Source organism: Pseudomonas fluorescens (assembly GCF_902497625.1).
GTDB lineage: Bacteria > Pseudomonadota > Gammaproteobacteria > Pseudomonadales > Pseudomonadaceae > Aquipseudomonas > Aquipseudomonas fluorescens_BQ.
Map to the genome: position 1 here is coordinate 55,311 of NZ_CABVGX010000028.1, position 25,507 is coordinate 80,817.

The following is a 25,507-nucleotide window of genomic DNA, read 5'->3' on the forward strand; positions in this document are numbered from 1 at the left end:
TCCAACCGGCACCTTTGTGAATGATGGCGTGATGATGCTGCGAGTTCTTGCCTTGAGCCTTTCCCTGTTTACCGGCTACGTCCAGGCCACCGTCCTGCAACGCCCGATCAATCTGGACACCGGCAGCGGTGAGCTTTTCGGCTCGCTGTTGCTGCCCAAGTCAGATACGCCGGTGCCGGTTGTCCTGATCATTTCTGGCTCCGGTCCTACAGACCGTGACGGAAACAACCCCGAAGGTGGACGCAACGATAGCCTCAAGCGACTGGCCTGGGTGCTGGCCAAACACAACATCGCCAGCGTGCGCTACGACAAGCGCGGCGTAGCGGCGAGCCTCGCGGCGACCCCGGATGAACGCAACCTGTCGGTCGAAGCCTATGTTGCCGACGCCGAAGCCTGGGGCCGCAAGCTCAAGGCTGACCCGCGTTTCGGCCAGTTGATATTGCTCGGCCACAGCGAGGGCGCATTGATTGCCACGCTGGCAGCACCGAGCGTGGACACCGCTGCGGTGATTTCCATGTCCGGCAGCGCGCGGCCGATCGATCAGGTTTTGCGCCAACAGTTAAGCAATCGACTGCCACCGCCATTGATGCTGCGCAGCAATGAGCTGCTCGATAGCCTCAAGGCCGGCAAAACCGACAGCAATGTGCCGCCGCAGCTGGAGGTGATTTTCCGCCCGAGCGTGCAGCCGTATCTGATTTCGTTGTTCCGCCAGGATCCGGCGGCGGCGTTTGCCAAACTGAAAATGCCTGCGCTGATCATTCAGGGCAGTAACGACATTCAGGTCGGCGTCGAAGATGCGCGACTGCTGAAAGCGGCCAAACCGGACGCGGAACTGGCGCTGATCGAGGGCATGAACCACGTGATGCGCATTGTGCCCAACGACGTCAAGCGGCAATTGGCCTCCTACAAGGATCCACAATTGCCCCTTGCCGCTGAACTCGGCTCGCGCATCCTTGGTTTTATTGACGGACTTCGCTCCCGATAACCGCCGTTTGCTCTCCAGTCCGGCCAGAAACGGCCGATAAGCCGGTGTCGCCAGCATTACCACTGGCGGCAAGCCGAGCTTGGACAGGACCTCGCCGTTATGACTGATACCCCTACTTCACCCGAGACCACCGCTGAAAAGGATGCACCTCCAGCGATCGTGCAGCCGTGGGCAGACGTCCAGGTCGAGCAGCACAAGTTGCTCCGTCTGGCCCCGTTGCAGACTGACCGCAACACCGGCGGACGTCCGTTGCGCTTTGTTGAATTCGGCTATGCCGAGCGCAACAGCAAGGAGCTCAGCCTGCTGCGCATGAGCATTGCGCTGCCCGGCCAGCGCGTGCGCAAAGAACAGAACATCCTGGATGTGTGGGTCGACCATGTCACCCATCGCGTGCATTTCGGGCCTGCCACGGGTTTGCAGGTCGAGCCGATGAACCGCGGCGTCGGCCGCTATCTGGCGGCGCAGGCGATCACCTGGGCGAAAAAGCGCTGGCCGGCCTACACCGTCGACGGTGCCGACCTGAACAACAAGGATGCCCTCAACGAAGACACGCGCTTGCGCCGCGACCGCTTTCTCACAGCGCACGGTTTCGAGGTGGTGTACGCAGACGCCCAGCATTTGAAGGGCAGCGTCAAGGAAGTGAAAGTCGCCGACTTGGTCGCCGAGTGGAATGCCGAGAAGGTGCAGCACGTCACAATTCTTGAGGCGGCGCAGATGCTTCAGCAGGCCGAGCAGAATCTGGCAGAGCAGGAAGTGAAGCTGAAGAAACACGAAGAGAAAGTCAGCAAGTACAAGCGCGAAGACGCCGGATTGCGCTTCACCATTACCTGCCTGGTGGCGTTCGCGGTGTTTCAGGCGGGGCTGTTGATCTGGATTGCGACGCAGCGGTAACCCAAACACTGTGGCGAGGGGGCTCGGCGACACGTCGCACCGCCCCGTGAGGCTGCGCAGCAGGTTTAATCCCAGCACTCGGTAGATCAGACAGGGCCTGATGGGAATGATGGGGCCTGATGGAGCCCAACGGGGGCAGGCCCCCTCGCCACAGAAACCTTGGCCGGTGACTGAGCGGGTTAAACGCGTGAAGCAAACAGCGCCTGATGTTCGTGGCACTGCTGGGCGGTCAACATGAACACGCCGTGCCCGCCGCGTTCGAAGTCGAGCCAGGCGAAATCGACTTCCGGGTAAAGCGCCTCGACGTGAACCTGGCTGTTGCCGACTTCGACGATCAGCAAACCTTTCTCGGCGAGATGATCCGCCGCCTCCGCGAGCATGCGCCGAACCAGGTTCAAGCCGTCGTCGCCACAAGCCAGGGCCAGCTCCGGCTCGTGCTGGTATTCGTCCGGCATGTCGGCGAAATCTTCCGCATCGACATACGGCGGGTTCGACACGATCAGGTCGAAACGCTGGCCCGGCAGTCCGCCAAATCCATCGCCCTGAACTGTGTACACACGCTCATCAACGCCGTGGCGCTCGATGTTCTTGTTGGCCACTTCCAGCGCCTCGAAAGACAGATCGGCCAGTACCACTTCGGCCTGCTGGAATTCGTAAGCACAGGCGATACCGATGCAGCCGGAACCGGTGCAAAGGTCAAGGATGCGTGCAGGCTCGGTCCCCAGCCACGGTGCGAACCGTTTTTCGATCAGCTCACCAATCGGCGAACGCGGAATCAGCACACGCTCATCAACGATGAACGACATCCCGCAGAACCAGGCCTCGCCCAACAGGTAGGCGGTTGGAATGCGTTCTTCGATCCGCCGCTTGAGAATGCGCTGCAAACGCACCAGTTCATCGTCTTCCAGATTGCAGTCGAGGTAGCTGTCGGCCATTTCCCAAGGCAGATGCAAAGCCCCCAGCACCAGTTGACGGGCTTCGTCCCAGGCATTGTCGGTCCCATGGCCGAAAAACAGATCCTCCCCATGGAAGCGGCTGACGGCCCAACGAATATGGTCACGCAGGGTACGAAGTCGGGAAGTGATCACGGGGGCAAACTCCAGAAAAAACGACTGGCGATTCTAACAGCCAAAACACCCCGCGACGACGCAGGAAAACAAACGTACAGATGTAGGACTTATCCCTATTTTGCTTTCGCCATTGAACAAAATGGGGATATTGACAACGCTGCGGGCCAATAACGACGGCGTCTGCGATGGTAGCGATTCACAGAAGCGCTCAGCCAGAGGACAATGTCGCAAAAGCCCCACACCAAGGAGCCCCAGAATGCCCGTTCCAAAAACGATGTTTCAACTCAGCGGCCGCGGTTATGCAGCGGCCAACCTGGGTCATGCGACCCTCGTCATCATCGATGCGCAGAAGGAATACCTCAGTGGCCCGCTGGCCCTGACCGGCATGGATGCTGCCGTTGCAAACATCAAGCAATTGGTGACGGCGGCCCGAGCTGCCGGGCGACCTATCGTGCATGTGCGTCACCTTGGCACCGTCGGTGGCCTGTTTGATCCGCAAGGCGAGCGCGGCGAATTTATTCCGGGCCTGGAGCCCGAGGCCGATGAAACCATCATCGGCAAACTGCTGCCGAGCGCGTTTCACGGCACCGAGCTGCTGGAGCGCCTGCAAAATCTGGGCTCGCTGGACTTGATTGTCTGCGGGTTCATGAGCCACTCCAGCGTCAGCACCACCGTGCGCGCCGCGAAGAATCTGGGCTTCCGTTGCACCCTCGTCGAAGATGCCTGCGCCACGCGCGATTTGCCCTACAAGGATGGCGTGCTGAGCGCCGATCACGTTCAACAGACTGAGATGGCGATCATGGCAGACAACTTCGCCACGCTCGCCCTCACCCGCGAGTTGATCTGACCTGATGGCCGAGTGATGAGCGGTCGACGCCGCCGCTCATCTGTAAAAGGTTCTCGCGCGCCGTAATTGTCTTAGCCTCAGGAACATCCCGGTCAACTCCCGGTCGAAGGGCCGATACCCATTAAGGAAGGTCGGAATGAAGTTATCCGATGGATTTGACGCACGCCGCCTGCGGCCTAAAGGCCCAAGCAACTGGCGTTTGCGCTTCGGCGCAGCCTTCGCTGCGCTGCTGGCAACGTGCGGTGTGTTACTGGCCATGGCCGGTGCCGCCAGCCTGCTGGGCCGCCCACCCGCTCTCGGCGAACTGAACGCCAGCCCACTGGGCTCGTCGATCATTCTGGCGGTTGGACTGTTGCTGCTCTACATCGGTGTATGGCTGTGGCGTCGCTGCCGACGCCGTGCGCGCCAGTCGCGAGCGCTGAACATGTCGCCGCACCTGATGAAAAAACACGATTGAAGCGGTGCCGGACGTTTTCTCGCGCCGTATAGCTGTCGAGTTGGGTAAACTGGCCGCCCTTCGCGGAGGCTGACATGCAAGACGACGATTTTTCCCTGTTCAAAAGCGCGATCCAAGGCGTCAAGCCGATCAAGCACGATCGCGCTGAAACCGGTAAACCCAAAGCTGACCGCGCGCAGATCGCCAAGCTGCGTCAAGCCGCCACTGTGCGCACCGATGCCACCACTGTCGATGGCCTCTCGGATCAGTTCGTCATCGACGTCGGCCCGGAAGACGAGCTGATGTGGGCACGCGATGGCGTTCAGGAAAGCCAGATGCGCAAGCTCAAGATCGGCCAGATCCCGTTTGAAGGCAGCCTCGACCTGCACGGCATGACAGTGGAAAAAGCTCGCGAAACCCTCTGGGCGTTCCTGGCCGAAGCAACCAGATTCGAAATCCGCTGCGTGCGGGTTACCCACGGAAAAGCGGTGCGGCTTGACGGTAAGCGCCCGATGATCAAAAGCCACGTCAACACCTGGTTGCGCCAGCATTCACAGGTACTCGGCTTCACTTCATGCCAGCCTCGCCACGGTGGTGCCGGCGCCGTTTACGTGATGCTCAAACGCAACATGATGGAAGGTCGCGACGAGTAAAGCTGTCGGATCAAGCTTGCAGCGCCGTGTCCGCCACCGTACCCTTGCCCTTTGCGAAAATCCCCACAGGTAGTTTCATGTCCCTGGAACAGAATTACACCGCGATTCTCGGCCAATTGGGCGAGGACGTTTCCCGCGAGGGCCTGCTCGACACGCCCAAGCGTGCCGCCAAAGCCATGCAGTACCTTTGCCGCGGTTATGAACAGACGCTCGAAGAGGTCACCAACGGTGCCTTGTTCAGCTCCGACAACAGCGAAATGGTGCTGGTGAAAGACATCGAGTTGTACTCGTTGTGCGAACACCACTTGCTGCCGTTTATCGGCAAGGCGCATGTCGCTTACATCCCCAGCGGCAAGGTATTGGGCCTGTCAAAGGTTGCGCGGATCGTCGATATGTACGCCCGCCGCCTGCAGATTCAGGAAAACCTCAGCCGTCAGATTGCCGATGCCGTCCTGGAAGTCACCGGCGCACTGGGCGTTGCAGTGGTGATTGAAGCCAAGCACATGTGCATGATGATGCGCGGTGTCGAAAAGCAGAATTCATCGATGATTACCTCGGTGATGCTCGGCGAGTTCCGCGAGAATGCCGCCACTCGCAGCGAATTTCTCAGCCTGATCAAGTAATCTGCTCGACGAAGAGAACCGGCATTCATCGCCGGTTTTTTTTCGTCCGCAAAAAATCAGGTAAGCTGCGCGCCTTCGTTTGCCCCTGAGAGGCTTAAACCGTGTTCGTAAAAGCGCTTCGTGTCGGCCTTGGCCAACTGGTTATCTTCGTTGATTTCATCACCCGCCCCGGCCAGAAACAGCGGCCGGCCGAGGTTCAGGCTCAAGTCAATTCAGCGGCCAAGGGCCTGACGCTGTATCAGTTTCACGCCTGCCCGTTTTGCGTGAAGACCCGCCGCACCCTGCGCCGCCTGAACGTCCCGGTGGCGCTGCGCGACGCGAAAAACAACGAACAGGATCGTCAGACCCTGCTGGACCAAGGTGGCAAGATCAAAGTGCCGTGCCTGCGCATTGAAGAAAACGGGCAAACCACATGGATGTATGAATCCAAGGTGATCATTGATTATCTGGACAAGCGGTTCGCTGCAGTTTGAGGATTGTGTGGCGTGTTTAGTGGCCCTATCGCCAGCAGGCTGGCTCTTACAGGTTAGGTGACCGCTACAACTCACTGTGGGAGCCAGCCTGCTGGCGATGAGGCCCGCACAGACCAACCCTTTCCTGCTAAAAAACCGGCCCCATCCGCCGGTTTTTTTTCGCCAGTACGAACACGGCGGAGCCGGCGCGGCCGCCGATATAGCCCAAATGCGATTCTTTCCGCCGACAAACTCAAAAACATTATTTGCATTTTTTGTATACAAAAGCATAATCCACTTCGAGCGAGTTCTTGACTATCCGGTCAACAAATTCGCAAGTGCCTCAAAGGATCGCTGCCACCCTCATGGGTCCGGTCCTGGAAATAACAATAAAACTCTTGAGGAGTACCTCGCTGTGGAAAGCCGCAAATCCGAAGCCCCGACGCTGGAACTCACGCCGCCAATCCGTAATGGCTGGCTGGAGCGCATCTTCAAACTCAGCTTGCATGGCACCACGGTGAAGACCGAGCTGATCGCCGGTCTGACAACCTTCATCACGATGGCTTACATCATCTTCGTCAACCCCAACATCATGGCCGACGCCGGTATCGATCACGGTGCGGCGTTCGTCGCCACCTGTATCGCCGCCGCATTGGGCTGTCTGTTGATGGGGTTGTACGCCAACTGGCCAGTCGGCCTCGCGCCTGGCATGGGCCTGAACGCCTTCTTTACCTACACCGTGGTGGGCACCATGGGCTACAACTGGGAAACCGCCCTCGGCGCGGTGTTCGTGTCCGGTGTGTTGTTCATGTTCCTGACCTTTTCGCGCATCCGTGAATGGCTGCTCAACAGCATTCCGGTGAGTTTGCGTTATGCCATGGGCGCTGGCGTCGGTCTGTTCCTCGGGCTGATCGGCTTGAAAACGGCGGGCATCGTGGTGGATAGCCCGGCAACCCTGATCAAGTTGGGTTCGCTGCGTGAACCAGGCCCGCTGCTCGCCGCCATCTGCTTCCTGATGATCGCGGTGCTCAGCTACCACCGGGTATTCGGTGCGATTCTGATCAGCATCATCACCGTGACATTGGCGGGATGGGGTCTGGGCCTGGTTACCTATGGGGGCATCATGTCCGCGCCGCCAAGCCTCGCGCCGACGTGGATGGCCATGGATGTGGCGGGTGTGTTCAATATCAGCATGATCAGCGTGGTTCTGGCCTTTCTTTTTGTACACATGTTTGACACAGCCGGTACACTGATGGGCGTTGCGCAACGTGCGGGCCTGGTCAACGCCGACGGCAAGATCGAAAATCTTTCCCGAGCCCTGAAAGCCGACAGCGCTTCCAGCGTATTTGGTGCGGTAGTCGGTGTGCCGCCGGTGACCAGCTATGTGGAAAGTGCTGCGGGCGTGGCTGCGGGTGGTCGCACTGGTCTTACCGCCGTGACCGTGGGCGTGCTGTTCATTGCCGCGATGTTTTTTGCACCGCTGGCCGGCATGATCCCGGCGTACGCCACCGCCGGGGCGTTGATTTACGTAGCGATGCTGATGATGGGCGGCATGGCGCACATTGAATGGGACGAAGCGACCGACAGCATTCCGGCGATCGTCACCGCGATCATGATGCCACTGACGTTCTCGGTGGCTGATGGCATTGCGCTAGGCTTCATCACTTATGTGGTGCTGAAGGCCTTCACTGGCAAGCACAAGGAAATTTCCGTCAGCTTGTGGGTGCTTTGCGCAATCTTCATCGCCAAGTTTATTTACTTGTAAACGTTACACCGCAAGCGTTCCAAATCAGCCTCACCCCATCGGGTGGGGCTTTTGCACAAATGGAGGAAAGTGATGAGTCTGGAAACCTGGCTGCTGTTCAGCGGCGCTGCGCTGGTAGTGATCCTGATCCCGGGGCCACTGTCTCTGCTGATGATCAGCAACAGTTTGAATTACGGCTTGCGTCGCTCTTACCCGGCGTTTCTGGGTGGCGTGATTGCTTCGATCTGCCTGCTCAGCGCATCGGCGCTGGGCCTGGGCGCCTTGCTGCTGGCGTCGGAGCAGCTGTTCAGCGCGCTGAAAATCGTTGGCGCGCTGTACCTGTTTTACCTCGCCTGGCAAAGCTGGCAGCAATCGAGGCAACCCTCGGTCGGTGCCGAAGTGCCGGAAGCGGCGCCGGTCCCACGTTTCCGCGCACTGTTTGGCCGCGCCTTTGTGCTGGGTGCGAGCAACCCGAAAGACATCCTGTTCTTCGCCGCGTTTCTGCCGCAGTTCCTCAGTGCCGAACAACCGTTCCTGCCGCAGTTGCTGGTGATGATTGCCACTTGGACCGTGCTCGACCTGCTCTGCAAGTTGGCTTACGGGCTCGGCGCGCACGGTGCGGCGCGGTATCTGCGCAGCGGCAAGGGGCAGAGCTGGTTTAACCGGGTGAGCGCGGGGTTGTTCAGTGGGGCGGGTGCGGCGTCGCTTCTGAGCCGCTAAAAGCATCGCGAGCAGGCTCGCTCCCACATTGGCAGGCAGACGCTTGTGGGAGCGAGCCTGCTCGCGAAGGCGCTGGCATATGCCCCCTGTCTCTCGAGGCAAAAAAAAGCCCGCAGTGTGAGCGGGCAAAAGACCAAAGAAGCTATATGCGCAGTCGCTTCCAGGTTGAGGCAGCTGCTTGGGGGATCAGCTGCCGCGGTACGTGGAATAGCTGTACGGCGAAATCAGCAATGGAACATGATAATGATCCTGTTCCGCAGAGATACCAAAACGCAGTACCACCACATCCAGAAAGGCAGGTTCCGGCAACTGGACACCACGGGCGCGGTAGTAATCGCCCGCATGAAACTGAACCTGATAAACCCCGCTGCGGTAGTCATCGCCTTGCAGCAGTGGTGCATCGACACGGCCATCGCTGTTGGTTGTGGCAGTGGCGACCAATTCCAGCTGCGAACCTTCAACGCGGTACAACTCGACCTTGATCGAGCTGCCCGGGCAACCGTGTGCAGCGTCCAAAACGTGTGTTGTCAAACGTCCCATTGATTCTGCGCGCCTGCCTGCATTCAGCAGTCAGACCTCGCGCCTCCCGAAGTCAGATGAAAGGAGACCGCACCAATTCGGACCACGAAAAGCTGCGGCGAGCGACTGATTAAGACACTTTTACAGAAAATTGTACACAATAAAAACGACATTTTTCTCTTTGTCCGCGTCGCTCTCCGGCTCGTACGCAAAACCGCCCCCATCCATGCATTTAAACAACCTTTAATCCACGAGCTGACCCATCAGGCAGATTTCTTGCAACATCAAGGAAGGCAGACCTTCCAGCAAAAATGCGAAAAATCAGGCTTACAAAGTGGATATAAAGTTGTATACAATCAGTCCATCGCTGTGACGCCAGCCTGCTCGCTGTTCCCTGGCCGCCACACAACCTGTCAACACGAACAAGAAGGAAGACTGCAGTGAGCGCTGACTATCCACGCGACCTGATCGGTTACGGCAGTAACCCTCCTCACCCCCACTGGCCTGGCAATGCCCGGATCGCCCTGTCATTCGTGCTGAATTACGAAGAAGGCGGCGAACGCAATATCCTCCACGGCGATAAAGAATCCGAGGCGTTTCTTTCGGAAATGGTCTCCGCGCAGCCGCTGCAAGGCGAGCGCAACATGAGCATGGAATCGCTTTACGAGTATGGCAGCCGTGCCGGCGTCTGGCGGATTTTGAAACTGTTCAAGGAATTCGACATTCCACTGACTATTTTCGCCGTCGCCATGGCCGCCCAGCGGCACCCGGATGTGATCCGTGCGATGGTCGAGGCCGGCCACGAGATCTGCAGTCACGGTTACCGCTGGATCGACTACCAGTACATGGACGAGGCGCAGGAACGCGAGCACATGCTCGAAGCGATCCGCATCCTTACCGAAATCACTGGCGAGCGCCCGCTGGGCTGGTACACCGGCCGCACCGGGCCGAATACCCGTCGCCTGGTGATGGAAGAAGGCGGTTTCCTCTACGACTGCGACACCTACGACGACGACCTGCCCTACTGGGAACCCAACAACCCGACCGGCAAGCCGCACCTGGTGATCCCTTATACGCTGGACACCAACGACATGCGCTTCACCCAGGTTCAGGGTTTCAACAAGGGCGACGACTTTTTCGAATACCTCAAAGACGCGTTCGACGTGTTGTACGCCGAGGGCGCTGAAGCGCCGAAGATGCTCTCGATCGGTCTGCACTGCCGCCTGATCGGCCGCCCGGCGCGTCTGGCTTCGCTGAAACGCTTTATCGAATACGCTAAAAGTCATGAACAGGTGTGGTTCAGCCGTCGCGTCGACATCGCTCGCCACTGGCATGAAACCCACCCGCATCAAGGGGCCGCGCAATGAGCCACTTTCAAACGCTGAAACCATCGACCCTGAGCCGCGACGCCTTCGTCAACGCCTTCGCCGACATTTACGAACATTCGCCATGGGTAGCCGAAAAGGCTTTCGATCTGGGCCAGGACGCTTCGATAGACGATATCGAAACCCTGCACCAGCGCATGAGCGACATCCTGTTGAGCGCCGATCACGCCAGTCAGCTGGCTTTGATCAATGCTCACCCGGACCTGGCCGGCAAAGCTGCCGTCCAGGGCCAGTTGACCGAGGCCAGCACCAATGAACAGGCTGGCGCCGGTATTCACCAATGCACGGCCGAAGAGTTTTCTCGCTTCACCGAGCTGAACGACGCCTACAAAGCCAAGTTCAAGTTTCCCTTCATCATGGCGGTAAAAGGCAGCAACCGGCATCAGATCCTCGCGGCGTTCGAAACGCGCATTCACAATTCGGTCGACACCGAATTCAAATGCGCGCTGGCGGAGATCAACAAGATCGCCCTGTTCCGATTACTGACCCTATAGCGAGCCTGGCCGGGGCGACACTGAACGCATTCGTCGCCCAGCGCCTTGCAAGCATCCCAAGCCAACTTATTAAAGGCAGACAAGAAGAATGAAAGCTTACGCCGTACCTTTCGAGAAGTTCGTCAACCTGGCCGACGCCCGTCTGGGCACCAAAATCATCTCGGTCACCGATGACTGGTTCGCAGACGCCAACCGTCTGTTTCAGCCGACCCCGGCCGTGTGGAAGGAGGGCGTGTTCGATGACAACGGCAAGTGGATGGACGGCTGGGAGTCGCGCCGCAAGCGTTTCGAAGGTTACGACAGCGCCGTGATCCGTCTGGGCGTACCCGGCTCGATCAAAGGCGTGGACATCGACACTTCATTCTTCACCGGCAACTTCCCGCCGTCCGCTTCGCTGGAAGCCTGCTTCCTGGCATCGGGCGAACCGGACGAAAAGACTCAGTGGACTGAAGTCCTGTCAGCCGTCGAGCTGCAAGGCAACAATCATCACTACCATGAAATCAACAACGACCAGGCGTTCAGCCACTTGCGCTTCAACATCTATCCGGATGGCGGCGTGGCTCGCCTGCGTGTGTACGGCATTCCGTTCCGCGACTGGTCCGCTGTCGGCGACAACGAGCAGGTTGACCTGGCTGCAGCCCTCAACGGTGGCCGCGCCCTCGCCTGCTCCGACGAACACTTCGGCCGCATGAGCAATATCCTCAACCCGGGCCGTGGCATCAACATGGGCGACGGCTGGGAAACCGCACGTCGTCGCACCCCAGGCAATGACTGGGTGATTGTTGCGCTGGGTCATCCGGGCGAGATCGAGAAGATCGTCGTCGATACCCTGCACTTCAAGGGCAACTACCCGGACACCTGCTCAATCCAGGGCGCGTTCGTGAAGGGCGGTACCGACAGCCAGATCGAAACCCAGTCGCTGTTCTGGCGTGAATTGTTGCCGGCGCAAAAGCTGGAAATGCACGCCGAGCACACCTTCGCCGAGCAGATCAAGGCCTTGGGCCCGATCACCCACATCCGCCTGAACGTGTTCCCGGACGGCGGTGTGAGCCGCCTGCGCGTTTTGGGCAAGGTCGCGAAGTAATGCTGAGCCTGTAGGAGCTGCCGCAGGCGGCGATCTTTTGTTCTTAAGAAGCAAACTCAAAAGATCGCAGGCTTCGCCAGCTCCTACAGGGAACGCAGTGAATCGAACATACATTTGAAGATAAGAAGAACAGCATGCGCACATTACAGATTGAACCGCTGACCAAAGAAGCCTTCGCCCCTTTCGGTGACGTGATCGAAACCGACGGCAGCGATCACTTCATGATCAACAACGGTTCGACCATGCGCTTTCATAAACTGGCGACGGTGCAAACCGCCACGCCAGAAGATAACGCGATCATCAGTATTTTCCGCGCCGACGCGCAGGACATGCCGTTGACCGTCTGCATGCTGGAGCGTCATCCGCTGGGCAGCCAGGCTTTCATTCCGCTGCTCGGCAACCCCTTTCTGATCGTGGTCGCGCCACTTGGCGATGAACCTGTATCAGGCTTGGTCCGCGCCTTCGTGAGTAACGGCAGGCAGGGCATTAATTACCATCGCGGCGTCTGGCACCACCCGGTGCTGACGATCGAAAAGCGGGATGACTTCCTGGTGGTTGATCGCAGTGGCACAAGCAATAACTGCGATGAGCATTTTTTCAAAGAGGATGAGCGTTTGATCCTCGCCCCCCACCAATAAGAGAAGGTCTGATCACTCGACGACAGAGTGACAGGCGAGAGGTAAAGACTGTGGAAGCACATCTGTTGGAATGGCTGAACCTGAGCGTGCGCTGGGTTCACATGATTACTGGCGTGGCCTGGATCGGTGCGTCGTTCTATTTCGTCTGGCTGGAAAACAACCTCAATCGGGTCAACCCGAAAAGTGGTCTGGCCGGTGATTTATGGGCGATCCATGGCGGCGGTATCTACCACCTGGAAAAATACAAGCTGGCTCCCCCATCCATGCCGGATAACCTGCACTGGTTCAAATGGGAAGCCTACTTCACCTGGATGTCGGGCGTCGCGCTGCTCTGCGTGGTGTTCTACTCCAATCCAACGCTGTACCTGCTGGCACCCGGCAGCAGCCTGACCGGTCCTGAAGGGGTCGCGCTGGGCATTGCTTCGTTGTTCGTGGGTTGGTTCGTTTACTCCTTCCTGTGCGACTCGGCCCTTGGCAAACGCCCGGCCCTGCTCGGCCTGATCCTGTTCGTGCTGATCATTGCAGCGGCTTACGGCTTCAGCAAAGTGTTCAGCGGTCGTGGTGCGTACCTGCACGTCGGCGCGATCATCGGCACCATCATGGTCGGCAACGTGTTCCGCATCATCATGCCGGCGCAACGCGCACTGGTCGCTGCAATTGCCGAGAACCGCACGCCCGATCCGGCACTGCCGGCCAAAGGTCTGCTGCGTTCACGGCACAACAACTACTTCACCATGCCGGTGCTGTTCATCATGATCAGCAACCACTTCCCGAGCACTTACGGCAGCCAGTACAACTGGCTGATCCTGGCCGGGATCGCGGTGCTGGCGGTGTTGGTGCGCCATTACTTCAACACCCGTCACGACAGCCACAAATACGCCTGGACCCTGCCAGTGGCAGCGGTAGGCATGATTTGCCTGGCCTATGTGTCGGGTCCGAAGCCGATGTCGACTGCGCCGGAAGTTGCGAAGGCACCGGGCGCGATCGAGTATCAACCGTTGCCGGAAACGGCCCTTGGTGGTGGCAAGAAACCGGCTGAAGCGGCTCCGGCAACTGCGCCCGAAACGGCCGCACCGGCTCAGGCATCCAATGCTGGCCCCGGCTTCGACAAGGTGCATAACGTGATCCAGGAACGCTGCACAGTCTGCCATTCGGCCAAACCGACCAGTCCGCTGTTCAGTGCGGCCCCGGGCGGTGTGATGTTCGACACGCCGGAACAGATCCGCCAGAACGCCCCGCGCATTCAGGCTCAGGCTGTTGCCAGCCAGATCATGCCGCTGGGCAACATCACGCAGATGACCCAGCAGGAGCGCGACCTGATCGGCGCGTGGATCGTGCAGGGGGCTCAGACCAACTAACCGCTGAAATCTTCGCGAGCAGGCTCGCTCCCACAGGTTTTGCATTGCCAATGTGGGAGCGAGCCTGCTCGCGAATGGCCGCGCTGCGGTCCACCTGATTCAAAAAACAGCTGCCAGCAGCACTGCAGCTGTAAATCACAAGAATAAAAAAGATCCGAGGTGTTGCATGTCCGAGCTACCCGAAGCGCGCATCCCCGACGCACCCGCCATTCAGCGTTTGCCCCTTTTGCAACTGATCCTGGTCGGTTTGCAGCATGTTCTGCTGATGTACGGCGGTGCCATCGCGGTGCCGCTGATCATCGGACAGGCCGCTGGCCTGAGTCGTGAAGAAATCGCCTTCCTGATCAACGCCGACCTGCTGGTCGCCGGCATCGCCACCATCGTCCAGTCGCTGGGCATCGGCCCGATGGGCATTCGCATGCCGGTGATGATGGGCGCCAGTTTTGCCGCCGTCGGCAGCATGGTGGCTATGGCCGGCATGCCCGGCATCGGTCTGCAAGGGATCTTCGGCGCGACCATTGCCGCCGGGTTCTTCGGCATGCTCATCGCGCCGTTCATGTCCAAAGTTGTACGCTTTTTCCCGCCCCTGGTGACCGGCACGGTCATCACCTCGATCGGTTTATCGCTCTTCCCCGTTGCCGTGAACTGGGCTGGCGGCGGTGCCGACGCAGAGCAATTCGGCTCGCCGATCTACCTGACCATCGCCGCTGTCGTGCTGGCGACGATTCTGCTGGTGCACCGCTTCATGCGCGGTTTGTGGGTCAACATTTCCGTGCTGATCGGCATGTGCCTGGGCTACATGATCTGCGGCGTGATTGGCATGGTCGACCTCAGCGGCATGGCTCAAGCGCCATGGCTGCAATTCGTGACCCCGTTGCATTTCGGTATGCCCAAGTTTGAACTGGCACCGATTCTGTCCATGTGCCTGGTGGTGGTCATCATCTTCGTCGAGTCCACCGGCATGTTTCTCGCGCTGGGCAAGATCACCGGTCAGGAAGTTTGCCCGCGCATGCTGCGTCGGGGCTTGTTGTGCGATGCCGGCGCCTCGTTCTTTGCCGGTTTCTTCAACACCTTCACGCACTCTTCGTTCGCGCAGAACATCGGCCTGGTGCAAATGACCGGCGTGCGCTGCCGCTCGGTGACCATCGTAGCTGGCGGGTTGTTGATTGTGTTGAGCCTGTTGCCCAAAGCAGCGTTCCTGGTCGCCTCGATTCCACCGGCCGTACTGGGCGGCGCCGCCATCGCCATGTTCGGCATGGTCGCTGCGACCGGGATCAAGATTCTGCAGGAAGCCGATATCGGTGACCGCCGTAACCAGTTGCTGGTGGCGGTGAGCATCGGCATGGGACTGATCCCGGTGGTGCGTCCGGAATTTTTCGCGCACCTGCCGCTTTGGATGAGCCCGATCACTCACAGCGGCATTGCAATGGCGACGTTGAGCGCACTGGCTTTAAACGTGCTGTTCAACATCTTCGGCGGCAAGGAACGCGCCGCCATCAACGACTGCCACGCTCACCCGCATTAACACAAAACACCGCCTCCCCCTGTGGGAGCGGGCTTGCTCGCGAAGAGGCCATCAGCTTCAACATCCACGTTGACTGACACACCGCTTTCGCGAGCAAGCCCGCTCCCACAGGGTCGGTGGCTGCCTGTGCCTCAAACAATAAAAACAAGAGGGAGCAACAGATGATTCGGACTCAAAAGAACCTGCTGTTGGGCGCTGGCCTGGTTGTCGCCAGCCAGGCCATGGCCGGTGATTTGCTGTTATGGCAAAGCAACAGCCTGAGCTACTTGTATGGCAAGAATTTCGCGATAAATCCGTCAATCCAGCAGACGGTTACCTTCGAGCACGCTGACAAATGGAAGTACGGCGATAACTTTCTGTTTGTCGACAAGATCTTCTACAACGGCGCGGAAGATCGTAACAAAGGGCCCAGCGCCTTCTATGGCGAATTCAGCCCGCGCCTTTCGTTTGGCAAGATCTTCGACCGTCGCTTCGAATACGGCCCAATCAAGGATGTGCTGTTGGCCATGACTTACGAGTACGGCGAAGGCGACAGCGAGGCCTATCTGATCGGCCCCGGTTTTGACCTCGCCATACCGGGCTTCAACTATTTCACCCTTAACTTCTACCGCCGCCAGACCGACGGCCCACGCCCCGGCGATGGCGTCTGGCAAATTACCCCCGCCTGGTCTTACAGCATTCCTCTGGGCAAGTCGGACTTGTTGATCGACGGTTATCTGGATTGGGTCGTCGACAACGATCAGAACAGTCGCGGCACTTATCACGCCAACCTGCACATCAATCCACAGATCAAATACGATCTCGGCAAGGCCGTGGGCTGGGGTCAGAAACAGGTTTATGTCGGGGCCGAATACAGTTACTGGAAAAACAAGTACGGCATCGACAACAGTTCAAATCTGGACACCAATCAAAACACCGCCAGCCTGCTGCTGAAGGTGCATTTCTAAATGATCCGCAACCGTGCCCCAGACCTGTCGTCGGTGTGCCGTTGCGGAGCACTTGAGACCTGGCCAAGGAGTCAGTATTCTCCGCCGCCGCCCGAATCCGCTTTAAAAAAAAGCCCGGATTTAATTCCTGACCAGAAAGCCAACTTATCCCGGCTCTGGACGGTTCCAAGGCACGCCGACACACCTCTCAATCGATTGCTCGCGAGCCGTCGAGCGGGAGTTTTTTTGCGTTTTGAAAGCCTTGGTGCAGTGCTTGCCAACAGCACTGAAGCTGACCGATTGGACGATTTTTACCGCTTGAGCAAAAGGCGCCACACCAGAGCGCCGATCTTAAAAAATAACGTGAAACACCTACTTTTTGGGAGCAATTGAATGAAACGTACGTGCACTAGCCTGATGCTGGCCGGATCGTTGCTGGCCGCGGGCCAGGCCATGGCAGCTGACTTGCTGCAATGGCAGGACAACAGTCTGACCTACCTGTATGGCAAAGACTTCCAGGTCAACCCGCGCATTCAGCAAACCGTGACTTTCGAACACGCCGATGGCTGGAAATACGGGGACAACTTCCTCTTCGTCGACAAGATCTTTTACAACGGCGAAGATGATTTCAACGTGGGCCCGAACACCTACTACGGCGAGTTCAGTCCACGCATCTCCCTGGGCAAGGTCCTCGATCAGAAGATCGCATTCGGCCCGGTCACTGACGTGCTGCTGGCGATGACTTACGAGTTTGGTGAAGGTGACACCGAGTCCTACCTGATCGGTCCTGGTTTCGACCTGGCGATACCCGGCTTCGATTACTTCCAGGTGAACTTCTACCAGCGCCACACCGACGGTTCGCGTGCAGGTGACAACGTCTGGCAAATCACTCCGGTTTGGGCTTACAGCATTCCGGTCGGCGACTCGACCATCCTGATCGATGGTTTCATGGACTGGGTCGTGGATAACGACTCCAATTCCAAAGGCGACTACCACGCCAACCTGCACTTCAACCCGCAGGTTAAATACGACCTGGGCAAAGCGCTGAATTTCGGCGAGAAGCAGTTGTATGTGGGTGTGGAGTACGACTATTGGTCGGACAAGTACGGGATTGAAGACAGCCGTGCATTCAAGACCAATCAGAACGTGACGAGCTTTTTGGTGAAGGTTCACTTCTGATTTAAATCAAAAGATCGCAGGCTTCGCCAGCTCCTACACCAGAACGCCTACACCTGTAGGAGCTGCCGAAGGCTGCGATCTTTCGCTTTTATGATATCCCCAAAAACCGCCGCAACTCCTCGCGCTTGGCCAGCGCATCACGCCGCCCCAGATCGATCAATTCACTGCAATAACCCGCCTCGAACAGCAAATAACTCAATACCCCCGCCCCGCTCGTCTTGGTCGCCCCCGGACCGCGCAGAAACAGGCGTAACGCCGCCGGCAATTCCTGCCGATGCCGCGCTGCAATCTCATCAATGGGCTGACTCGGCGAAATCACCAGCACTTCAACCGGCGCCACACCCAGCGCTCGGGTGGGCGTGCCGTCGGGTAGTAGATGACTGAACTGATTCAGGCGCTGCAGCAACTCAATGTCACTCTCAAGGCTGTCAATGAACGTGCTGTTGAGCATATGCGCGCCGATCTGCGCCAGCGAGGGCTGCTGACCGGTGTAAGCGCGTTGCAGTGGCTGCTGCGGATCGAGGCCGCGCGGATTGCCACTGACACCTACCACCAGCACACGGCTGGCGCCCAGATGCAGCGCCGGGCTGATAGGCGCCGATTGCCGAACCGCGCCGTCGCCGAAATATTCTTCGCCGATTTTAACGGGCTCGAACAAAAGCGGAATGGCCGAGCTGGCGAGCAAGTGATCGACTGTCAGTTGCGTAGGAACGCCGATACGGCGATGGCGCAACCAGGCGTCAATGGTACCGCCACCCTGATAGAACGTCACCGCCTGACCGGATTCATAGCCAAATGCCGTCACCGCCACCGCCTGCAACTGCTTCTGCGCGATGGCCTCGCTGACGCCGTCGAGGTTGAGCTTTTCTTCGAGCAACCCGCGCAGCGGCGAGCTGTTGAGCAGGGCGACCGGGACTTGCGGCCCGATACCCAGCAAGCTGCGGCTGACAAAACGACTGGCCTGATGGACCACACCGGGCCAATCGCTGCGCAGCACCAGATGACTGCGAAAGCCTTGCCAGAAAGCGGTCAGCCGTTCGATCGCGGCGCGAAAATCCAGTGCGCCACTGGCCAGGCTGACCGCGTTGATCGCCCCGGCCGAAGTGCCGACGATCACCGGGAACGGATTGTTGGCCCCCTCCGGCAACAATTCCGCAATGGCCGCGAGCACACCCACCTGATAGGCCGCCCGAGCCCCGCCGCCAGAGAGAATCAAACCTGTGACCGGTTCACCTGGAATCATGCACAACGCTCCTTGGTGCTTGATGGGATTTCATTGCCAACCGCCTCCCTTGTGGGAGCGAGTCTGATCCGGGCGGCGTTCCGACGAAGGTCGTCAACGATAGAGCTGGCAGCCTGACACCCCACAGCGCTCTCAGGTTTTTCGCGAGCAGGCTCGCTCCCACAGGGGAACGAAGATTCAACCGCGTTTGGCGTACAGCTTCGGTTCGCCCGGCGGACGGCTTTTAAAGCGCCGATGCGCCCACAGGTACTGCTCCGGGCATTCACGCAACACGCCTTCGACCCACTGATTGATCCGCAGGCAATCGGCCTCTTCGGTTTCGCCGGGGAAACCTTCCAGCGGCGGATGAATTGTCAGCCGATAACCGCTGCCGTCCGCCAGCCGCTCCTGGGTGAACGGCACCACCAGCGCCTTGCCGAGCCGCGCAAACTTGCTGGTGGCCGTGACAGTGGCCGCCTGAATGCCGAACAGCGGGACGAAGATGCTTTGCTTGGCACCGTAATCCTGATCCGGTGCATACCAGATCGCCCGCCCGGAACGCAGCAGTTTGAGCATGCCGCGCACGTCTTCACGCTCCACCGCCAGCGAGTCGAGGTTGTGCCGCTCGCGGCCGCTGCGCTGGATGTAGTCGAACAGCGGGTTTTTATGCTCGCGGTACATCCCGTCGATGGTGTGCTGCTGGCCGAGCAACGCCGCGCCGATTTCCAGCGTGGTGAAATGCACCGCCATTAGAATCACGCCTTTGCCTTCGCGTTGGGCCTTTTGCAGATGCTCGAGCCCTTCGACATGGGCCAGTTTTGCCAGACGCTCAGGCGACCACCACCAGCTCATGGCCATTTCAAAAAACGCAATGCCGGTGGAGGCGAAGTTTTCCTTGAGCAGGCGCTTGCGCTCGGCTGCGGATTTTTCGGGAAAACACAGCTCCAGATTGCGCTTGGCGATGCGCCGTCGGTCGCCCGCTGCGCGATACATCACGGCGCCGAGCGCACGTCCGATAAACAGCAACGCCGGATACGGCAACTGAACGATCAGCCATAACAGCCCCAAGCCGCACCACAATGGCCAGAAACGTGGCATCAGAAAGGATTTTCGAAAACGCGGGCGATCCATTAAGGGTTCCGGAAAGACGATGGCCGCGCATTCTACATCGTTCGAACCGGGTTGCGGCTCGCGTGCGTTCTCGTTATAAGTCTCGGCACTTTTAGTGACAAGCCGTTGTATGCCGACCATGAGCCAAACCGAACTGCAAGACCAGGATCCCGTGTTCCAGTTGAAGGGCAGCATGCTGGCCATTACGGTGCTTGAACTGGCCCGGAACAACCTTGCCAGCCTCGATCGGCAACTCGCCGCCAAGGTCGCTCAGGCACCGGGTTTCTTCAGCAACGCGCCGCTGGTCCTGGCACTGGACAAGCTTCCTGCCAGCGAAGGCGCCGTCGATCTGCCCGGGCTGATGCGCGTCTGCCGCCAGCATGGCTTGCGCACGCTGGCAATCCGCGCCAGTCGTATCGAGGACATCGCTGCCGCCATCGCCGTCGATTTGCCCGTACTGCCGCCGTCGGGCGCCCGCGAACGCGCGCTCGATCCGCTGGAAGGCGCGGTGGCGAAAAAACCGGAAAAGCCCCCTGAGCCGATGATCAAACCAACCAGAGTCATCACCTCCCCTGTACGCGGCGGCCAGCAAATTTATGCCCAGGGCAGCGATCTGGTGATCATTTCGTCGGTCAGTCCAGGTGCGGAACTTCTCGCCGATGGCAACATCCATGTATACGGCCCGATGCGCGGTCGTGTACTGGCCGGCGTCAAAGGCGACAAGAAGGCCAGGATTTTCTGTCAGCAAATGAGCGCTGAACTGGTCTCCATCGCAGGCCACTACAAGGTTTCGGAGGACTTGCGACGCGACCCTTTATGGGGTGCGGGCGTGCAGGTCAGCCTGTCGGGCGATGTGTTGAACATCATTCGTCTTTAACGGATACTGCCGCATTTTCCAAGCATCTCTAAAACGTAGCGAAAACGGCTCAAACGAAGTAGGAAAAAGGCCATCAGCAGTGTTTACCCGAGGTAAGCGCCGTTCAAGACCGGATTCCAGCCAAGGCTGTCCGACTGCATCAGTTTTTTATAGAGATGTTTTTCAGGGGCTAAATGTCCTTTTTCCTTAGGGGTGAAACACCTTGGCCAAGATTCTCGTGGTTACATCCGGCAAGGGTGGTGTGGGTAAGACCACCACCAGCGCTGCTATCGGCACCGGCCTCGCACTGCGTGGTCACAAAACAGTCATCGTCGACTTTGACGTCGGTTTGCGTAACCTCGACCTGATCATGGGTTGCGAGCGTCGCGTGGTGTATGACTTCGTCAACGTGGTCAATGGCGAAGCCAACCTGCAACAGGCGCTGATCAAAGACAAGCGTTTGGAAAACCTCTACGTACTGGCCGCCAGCCAGACCCGCGACAAAGACGCGTTGACCGTCGAAGGCGTGGAAAAAGTGCTGATGGCACTCAAGGAAGACTTTGAATTCGTGGTCTGCGACTCCCCGGCCGGCATCGAGAAAGGTGCTCACCTGGCCATGTATTTCGCTGATGAAGCGATCGTCGTGACCAACCCGGAAGTGTCCTCGGTACGTGACTCGGATCGCATGCTCGGCCTGCTGGCCAGCAAATCGCGCCGCGCCGAGAACGGCGAAGACCCGATCAAGGAACACCTGCTGCTGACCCGCTACAACCCGCAACGCGTCAGCGATGGCGAGATGCTCGGCGTTGAAGACGTAAAAGAAATCCTCGCCGTGACCCTGCTGGGCGTGATTCCAGAGTCGCAAGCCGTGCTCAAGGCTTCCAACTCGGGCGTGCCGGTGATTCTCGACGACCAGAGTGACGCCGGCCAGGCGTACAGCGATGCAGTTGATCGTCTGTTGGGCAAAACCGTGGAGCATCGATTCCTCGATGTCACCAAGAAAGGTTTCTTTGAGCGTCTGTTTGGAGGCCGGTAATGAATATTTTTGACTTCTTTCGTGCTAACAAGAAGCCAAGTACCGCCTCGGTAGCGAAAGAGCGTCTACAGATCATCGTGGCGCATGAACGCGGCCAACGCAGTACGCCGGACTACTTGCCAGCCTTGCAGAAGGAACTGGTTGAAGTGATCCGCAAGTACGTCAACATCGGGTCCGATGACGTGCACGTCGCTCTGGAAAACCAGGGCAGCTGCTCGATTCTGGAACTCAATATCACCCTGCCGGATCGCTGATCGATCCGATGGGAGCCACGGCGGCTCAGGTTCGCACCTCCTGTGTAGGAGCTGCCGCAGGCTGCAATCTTTTGATCTTGTTTTTATAAGCAACGTCAAAAGATCGCAGCCTGCGGCAGCTCCTACATGGATATCGGTGTGCCCTGCGCCGCCGTTGGCGTTTGTAACGAGGCTGTTTAATGCCGCTGTCCAACATCAGCATCATCCATCAGGACGCCGCCGTTCTGGTGGTGAACAAACCGACTTTGCTGCTTTCCGTCCCCGGCCGCGCCGAGGACAACAAGGACTGTCTGATTACCCGCCTGCAGGAAAACGGCTACCCGGAAGCGCGAATTGTCCATCGCCTCGACTGGGAGACGTCCGGCATCATTCTGCTGGCCCGTGATCCGGACACTCACCGGGAACTGTCTCGGCAATTTCATGACAGGGAAACAGAAAAGGCCTACACCGCACTGTGCTGGGGGCAGCCGGAACTGGACAGTGGCAGCATTGATCTGCCCTTGCGCTACGATCCGCCGACCAAACCTCGTCACGTGGTGGATCATGAATTTGGCAAGAACGCCCTGACGTTCTGGCGTGTTCTGGAGCGTTGCGCAGACTGGTGCCGTGTCGAGCTGACGCCGATCACGGGCCGCTCCCATCAACTGCGCGTGCACATGCTGTCCATCGGTCATCCATTGCTGGGCGACGGGCTCTATGCCCACGAACAGGCGCTGGCAGCCTGGCCGCGTTTATGTCTGCACGCGAGCATGCTGAGCTTCACGCATCCGCAGACCGGCGAGCGCCTGCGCTTCGAGTGCCCTGCACCGTTCTAAACACCCTGCACAACCTGTGGGAGCGGGCTTGCTCGCGAAGGCGTTGTGTCAGCCCCCGTCGATGCTGACTGATAAACCGCTCTCGCAAGCAAGCCCGCTCCCACAGTGGGTCTCCGGCAGATTCATTCCCGACGACATCCGCTCCAGCAGGCCACCCGCCAATTCTCTGACCAATACGTTAAACTGGCGCCATTGCTGTCTGGAGCTACTTATGCGCGAAGAGTTGAACCAAGGCCTGATTGATTTTCTCCGGGCCTCCCCTACCCCGTTTCATGCCACCGCCAGCCTCGTCCAGCGTCTGGAAGCGGCGGGTTATCAGCGGCTCGACGAACGCGAGCCCTGGACCACCGAGGCCAACGGCCGTTACTACGTCACCCGCAACGACTCTTCCATCGTCGCCATCAAAATGGGCCGCCACTCGCCACTTCACGGCGGCATTCGCCTGGTGGGCGCGCACACCGACAGCCCTTGCCTGCGAGTCAAACCCCAGCCAGAATTGCAACGTCAGGGCTTCTGGCAACTGGGAGTTGAAGTTTATGGCGGTGCGCTGTTGGCTCCGTGGTTCGACCGTGACCTGTCCCTGGCCGGTCGCGTGACCTTCCGCCGCGACGGCAAGGTCGAGAGCCAGCTGATCGACTTCAAGGCGCCGATTGCGACCATCCCCAACCTGGCCATTCACCTCAACCGCGAAGCCAACATGGGCTGGGCGATTAACGCCCAGACTGAGTTGCCACCGATCCTCGCGCAATTTGCCGGTGACGAGCGCGTGGACTTCCGCGCCGTGCTCACCAATCAGCTCACGCTGGAGCATGGCCTGAACGCCGACGTAGTGCTCGATTACGAGTTGAGTTTCTACGACACGCAAAGCGCGGCGGTGATTGGGCTCAATGGCGACTTCATTGCCGGCGCGCGTCTGGACAACCTGCTGTCGTGCTACGCCGGCCTGCAAGCCTTGCTCACCGCAGACACCGAGGAAACCTGCGTGCTGGTCTGCAATGACCACGAAGAAGTTGGCTCCTGCTCGGCATGCGGCGCAGACGGGCCGATGCTGGAACAAACCCTGCGGCGCCTGCTGCCCGAAGGTGACGAATTCGTACGGACCATTCAGAAATCTCTGCTGGTTTCGGCCGACAACGCCCACGGCGTGCACCCCAACTATGCCGACAAGCACGACGCCAACCACGGCCCGAAACTCAACGCCGGCCCGGTAATCAAGGTCAACAGCAACCAGCGCTACGCCACCAACAGCGAAACCGCCGGCTTCTTCCGCCACCTGTGCATGGCCGAAGAAGTCCCGGTACAAAGCTTCGTGGTGCGCAGCGACATGGGTTGCGGCTCGACCATCGGCCCGATCACCGCCAGCCACCTGGGAGTACGCACGGTGGATATCGGCCTGCCGACATTCGCCATGCACTCGATCCGCGAACTCTGCGGCAGCCACGACCTTGCGCACCTGGTCAAAGTGCTGAGCGCGTTTTACGCCTGCCAGGAACTTCCCTGAAACAGCCGCTGATTTGTAGGTGGATAAAAACATCTGTGGTGGGGGCTTGTGTGTAGTCAGAGGGCTTTTGTAGTTAGTGGGTTTGTGTGGTGAGGGGGCTTTTTTAGTCACAGGGCTTCTGTGCTCAGGGGGCTTCTGTGCTCGGTGGATTGTGTGGTCTGTGGGTTTGTGTGGTTTGTGGGTTTGTGGGTTTGTGGGTTTGTGTGGTGTGGGTCCTTTGGTCAGAGGGCTTCTGTGGTGAGGGGGCTTGCCCCCGTTGGGCTGCGCAGCAGTCGCCAAGCGAGTAAATGCGAACTGCCTGAAGCTTCACGGTTATTTTGGGGCTGCTGCGCAGCCCAACGGGGGCAAGCCCCCTCACCACAAAAGCCGACTCACCACGGAAGCCCACTCACCACGGAAGCCTACTGGCCACTGAAGCCCCCTCACCACTGAAGCCCCCTCACCACAAAAAGCCCCTTCACCACAGGAGCTTCCTGCCACGGATATTGCGCTTCACTCTTGACGCATTTTCAACCCGTATCACCCAAGCCCGGCAAAACCCACCTAGACTTCCAACACCCCCTCCGACAAGGCAGTCGCCCATGATCTCGCCGCAATCCTTCAACGCCATGCTGATCCCGATCCTCACCGGGATGATCCTGCTGGCGATCGGTTACAACTTCCGCGACAAGAACGCCGGGATCTTCGCGATGTGGATCGGCATGCTCACCATCCTCGGCACCGTGGTGTTCAAGATCCTCGCCAAACTCAACGAATAATCGCCGCCCGGCTCGCATTGATTTTGACGGGCTCGTACACTCGTTCGATCCGCTTACCCCGAGGTTGACCGTCCAGTGTTCGCTCGTTTTCCCGCCCTCCCGTATTTTCTCTTTCTCTGCCTGCTGACGCTGCTACCAATAGCGCCTGCCCAAGCGGTCGGTTTGCCCGGCCTGCTCAACGGCGGCGCCAAGACCCAACCGCAAGCCGAGCAACCCCTGGGGCAATCTCTGGACGAAGTGATCAAATCGCTGGAGAACGATCAGCAACGCACCCAGTTACTGACCGACCTGAAAAAACTGCGTGACGCCACAGCGCAAGCTCAACCGACACCGGAACAAGGTGTGCTCGGCCTGATCGGCGGCACACTGGCCAGTTTCGAGAAGCAGTTCTCCGGGGCGGACAGTCCGCTGACTCGCTGGACGCAG

Annotated in this window: 28 protein-coding genes and 1 pseudogene; 25 read left to right on the plus strand and 4 right to left on the minus strand. The window is 59.0% G+C overall.

Going from position 1 to position 25,507, the window contains the following annotated elements:
• The first annotated feature begins 31 nt into the window (after positions 1 to 31).
• Complete coding sequence (locus tag F8N12_RS17640; protein WP_150581629.1) at positions 32 to 985, plus strand: alpha/beta hydrolase; 954 nt, start codon at positions 32 to 34, stop codon at positions 983 to 985.
• Between the two features lie 99 nt (positions 986 to 1,084).
• Positions 1,085 to 1,876 carry a hypothetical protein gene (locus tag F8N12_RS17645; protein ID WP_150581606.1) on the plus strand — a complete coding sequence of 264 codons (792 nt, stop codon included), beginning with the start codon at positions 1,085 to 1,087 and terminating at the stop codon, positions 1,874 to 1,876.
• A 179-nt stretch (positions 1,877 to 2,055) separates the two neighbouring features.
• Here F8N12_RS17645 and prmB read toward each other — a convergent pair whose 3' ends face one another.
• A complete protein-coding gene (gene prmB / locus F8N12_RS17650) occupies positions 2,056 to 2,964 on the minus strand; it encodes a 50S ribosomal protein L3 N(5)-glutamine methyltransferase (protein WP_150581607.1) in 909 nt (302 codons plus the stop codon).
• Positions 2,965 to 3,202: 238 nt separating this feature from the next.
• Here prmB and F8N12_RS17655 point away from each other — a divergent pair, with 238 nt between their 5' ends.
• From F8N12_RS17655 to F8N12_RS17685, 7 genes are all read left to right on the plus strand, one after another.
• Positions 3,203 to 3,793 (plus strand): cysteine hydrolase family protein, encoded by a 591-nt coding sequence (locus F8N12_RS17655; RefSeq protein WP_150581608.1) that lies wholly within the window; start codon positions 3,203 to 3,205, stop codon positions 3,791 to 3,793.
• A 136-nt stretch (positions 3,794 to 3,929) separates the two neighbouring features.
• Complete coding sequence (locus tag F8N12_RS17660; RefSeq protein WP_150581609.1) at positions 3,930 to 4,250, plus strand: hypothetical protein; 321 nt, start codon at positions 3,930 to 3,932, stop codon at positions 4,248 to 4,250.
• A 74-nt stretch (positions 4,251 to 4,324) separates the two neighbouring features.
• Positions 4,325 to 4,882 carry a Smr/MutS family protein gene (locus F8N12_RS17665; RefSeq protein WP_150581610.1) on the plus strand — a complete coding sequence of 186 codons (558 nt, stop codon included), beginning with the start codon at positions 4,325 to 4,327 and terminating at the stop codon, positions 4,880 to 4,882.
• Between the two features lie 77 nt (positions 4,883 to 4,959).
• The gene (gene folE / locus F8N12_RS17670; protein ID WP_014719282.1) at positions 4,960 to 5,505 is read left to right on the plus strand and encodes a GTP cyclohydrolase I FolE; all 546 of its coding nucleotides are present in this window, start codon (positions 4,960 to 4,962) and stop codon (positions 5,503 to 5,505) included.
• 101 nt (positions 5,506 to 5,606) lie between these two features.
• Entirely contained in the window at positions 5,607 to 5,978 is a 372-nt protein-coding gene (locus F8N12_RS17675; protein WP_150581611.1) for a glutathione S-transferase N-terminal domain-containing protein, read from the plus strand.
• 394 nt (positions 5,979 to 6,372) lie between these two features.
• A complete protein-coding gene (locus tag F8N12_RS17680) occupies positions 6,373 to 7,722 on the plus strand; it encodes an NCS2 family permease (RefSeq protein ID WP_150581612.1) in 1,350 nt (449 codons plus the stop codon).
• A 72-nt stretch (positions 7,723 to 7,794) separates the two neighbouring features.
• Positions 7,795 to 8,421 carry a LysE family translocator gene (locus F8N12_RS17685; RefSeq protein WP_150581613.1) on the plus strand — a complete coding sequence of 209 codons (627 nt, stop codon included), beginning with the start codon at positions 7,795 to 7,797 and terminating at the stop codon, positions 8,419 to 8,421.
• Positions 8,422 to 8,607: 186 nt separating this feature from the next.
• Here F8N12_RS17685 and uraH read toward each other — a convergent pair whose 3' ends face one another.
• Positions 8,608 to 8,961, minus strand: a complete 354-nt coding sequence (uraH, locus tag F8N12_RS17690) for a hydroxyisourate hydrolase (RefSeq protein ID WP_150581614.1) — start codon at positions 8,959 to 8,961, stop codon at positions 8,608 to 8,610.
• Positions 8,962 to 9,380: 419 nt separating this feature from the next.
• On the opposite strand from uraH, the gene puuE reads away from it, so the two are divergent.
• The 9 genes from puuE (at position 9,381) to F8N12_RS17740 (ending at position 17,529) form a co-directional block, all read left to right on the plus strand.
• Positions 9,381 to 10,307 carry an allantoinase PuuE gene (puuE, locus tag F8N12_RS17695; RefSeq protein WP_150581615.1) on the plus strand — a complete coding sequence of 309 codons (927 nt, stop codon included), beginning with the start codon at positions 9,381 to 9,383 and terminating at the stop codon, positions 10,305 to 10,307.
• A complete protein-coding gene (uraD, locus tag F8N12_RS17700; protein WP_150581616.1) occupies positions 10,304 to 10,819 on the plus strand; it encodes a 2-oxo-4-hydroxy-4-carboxy-5-ureidoimidazoline decarboxylase in 516 nt (171 codons plus the stop codon). The genes puuE and uraD overlap by 4 nt, the downstream gene beginning before the upstream one ends.
• A gap of 88 nt (positions 10,820 to 10,907) precedes the next feature.
• A complete protein-coding gene (gene alc, locus F8N12_RS17705; RefSeq protein WP_150581617.1) occupies positions 10,908 to 11,903 on the plus strand; it encodes an allantoicase in 996 nt (331 codons plus the stop codon).
• A 134-nt stretch (positions 11,904 to 12,037) separates the two neighbouring features.
• Positions 12,038 to 12,541, plus strand: coding sequence for an ureidoglycolate lyase (locus F8N12_RS17710; protein WP_150581618.1), 504 nt, complete (start codon positions 12,038 to 12,040; stop codon positions 12,539 to 12,541).
• A gap of 50 nt (positions 12,542 to 12,591) precedes the next feature.
• A complete protein-coding gene (locus F8N12_RS17715; protein WP_150581619.1) occupies positions 12,592 to 13,899 on the plus strand; it encodes a urate hydroxylase PuuD in 1,308 nt (435 codons plus the stop codon).
• A gap of 166 nt (positions 13,900 to 14,065) precedes the next feature.
• Entirely contained in the window at positions 14,066 to 15,424 is a 1,359-nt protein-coding gene (locus F8N12_RS17720; RefSeq protein WP_150581620.1) for a nucleobase:cation symporter-2 family protein, read from the plus strand.
• 161 nt (positions 15,425 to 15,585) lie between these two features.
• Complete coding sequence (locus F8N12_RS17730; protein WP_150581621.1) at positions 15,586 to 16,371, plus strand: outer membrane protein OmpK; 786 nt, start codon at positions 15,586 to 15,588, stop codon at positions 16,369 to 16,371.
• A complete protein-coding gene (locus F8N12_RS17735) occupies positions 16,372 to 16,743 on the plus strand; it encodes a hypothetical protein (protein WP_150581622.1) in 372 nt (123 codons plus the stop codon). It abuts the gene before it with no gap.
• Positions 16,744 to 17,529, plus strand: a complete 786-nt coding sequence (locus F8N12_RS17740; RefSeq protein ID WP_150581623.1) for an outer membrane protein OmpK — start codon at positions 16,744 to 16,746, stop codon at positions 17,527 to 17,529. It begins immediately after the preceding gene.
• Between the two features lie 88 nt (positions 17,530 to 17,617).
• Here the strand turns inward: F8N12_RS17740 and F8N12_RS17745 are convergent, their stop codons facing one another.
• Positions 17,618 to 18,772: a patatin-like phospholipase family protein gene (locus tag F8N12_RS17745; RefSeq protein ID WP_150581624.1), complete on the minus strand. Its 1,155-nt coding sequence runs from the start codon at positions 18,770 to 18,772 to the stop codon at positions 17,618 to 17,620.
• Positions 18,773 to 18,949: 177 nt separating this feature from the next.
• Complete coding sequence (locus F8N12_RS17755; protein WP_150581625.1) at positions 18,950 to 19,882, minus strand: lipid A biosynthesis lauroyl acyltransferase; 933 nt, start codon at positions 19,880 to 19,882, stop codon at positions 18,950 to 18,952.
• Between the two features lie 118 nt (positions 19,883 to 20,000).
• On the opposite strand from F8N12_RS17755, the gene minC reads away from it, so the two are divergent.
• The 7 genes and pseudogenes from minC to F8N12_RS17785 all read left to right on the plus strand — a co-directional run.
• On the plus strand, positions 20,001 to 20,738 hold the full coding sequence (gene minC / locus F8N12_RS17760) for a septum site-determining protein MinC (RefSeq protein WP_150581626.1): 738 nt from the start codon (positions 20,001 to 20,003) through the stop codon (positions 20,736 to 20,738).
• Between the two features lie 202 nt (positions 20,739 to 20,940).
• Complete coding sequence (gene minD / locus F8N12_RS17765) at positions 20,941 to 21,753, plus strand: septum site-determining protein MinD (protein WP_028624193.1); 813 nt, start codon at positions 20,941 to 20,943, stop codon at positions 21,751 to 21,753.
• On the plus strand, positions 21,753 to 22,007 hold the full coding sequence (minE, locus tag F8N12_RS17770; RefSeq protein ID WP_007944431.1) for a cell division topological specificity factor MinE: 255 nt from the start codon (positions 21,753 to 21,755) through the stop codon (positions 22,005 to 22,007). Before minD ends, minE begins: the two co-directional genes overlap by 1 nt.
• 179 nt (positions 22,008 to 22,186) lie before the next feature.
• Complete coding sequence (locus tag F8N12_RS17775; protein WP_150581627.1) at positions 22,187 to 22,822, plus strand: RluA family pseudouridine synthase; 636 nt, start codon at positions 22,187 to 22,189, stop codon at positions 22,820 to 22,822.
• 211 nt (positions 22,823 to 23,033) lie between these two features.
• Complete coding sequence (locus F8N12_RS17780) at positions 23,034 to 24,323, plus strand: M18 family aminopeptidase (RefSeq protein WP_150581628.1); 1,290 nt, start codon at positions 23,034 to 23,036, stop codon at positions 24,321 to 24,323.
• 581 nt (positions 24,324 to 24,904) lie between these two features.
• Positions 24,905 to 25,081: a hypothetical protein gene (locus tag F8N12_RS27660; protein WP_191623179.1), complete on the plus strand. Its 177-nt coding sequence runs from the start codon at positions 24,905 to 24,907 to the stop codon at positions 25,079 to 25,081.
• A gap of 75 nt (positions 25,082 to 25,156) precedes the next feature.
• Positions 25,157 to 25,507, plus strand: a pseudogene (locus F8N12_RS17785) (mechanosensitive ion channel family protein); the annotation flags it as partial.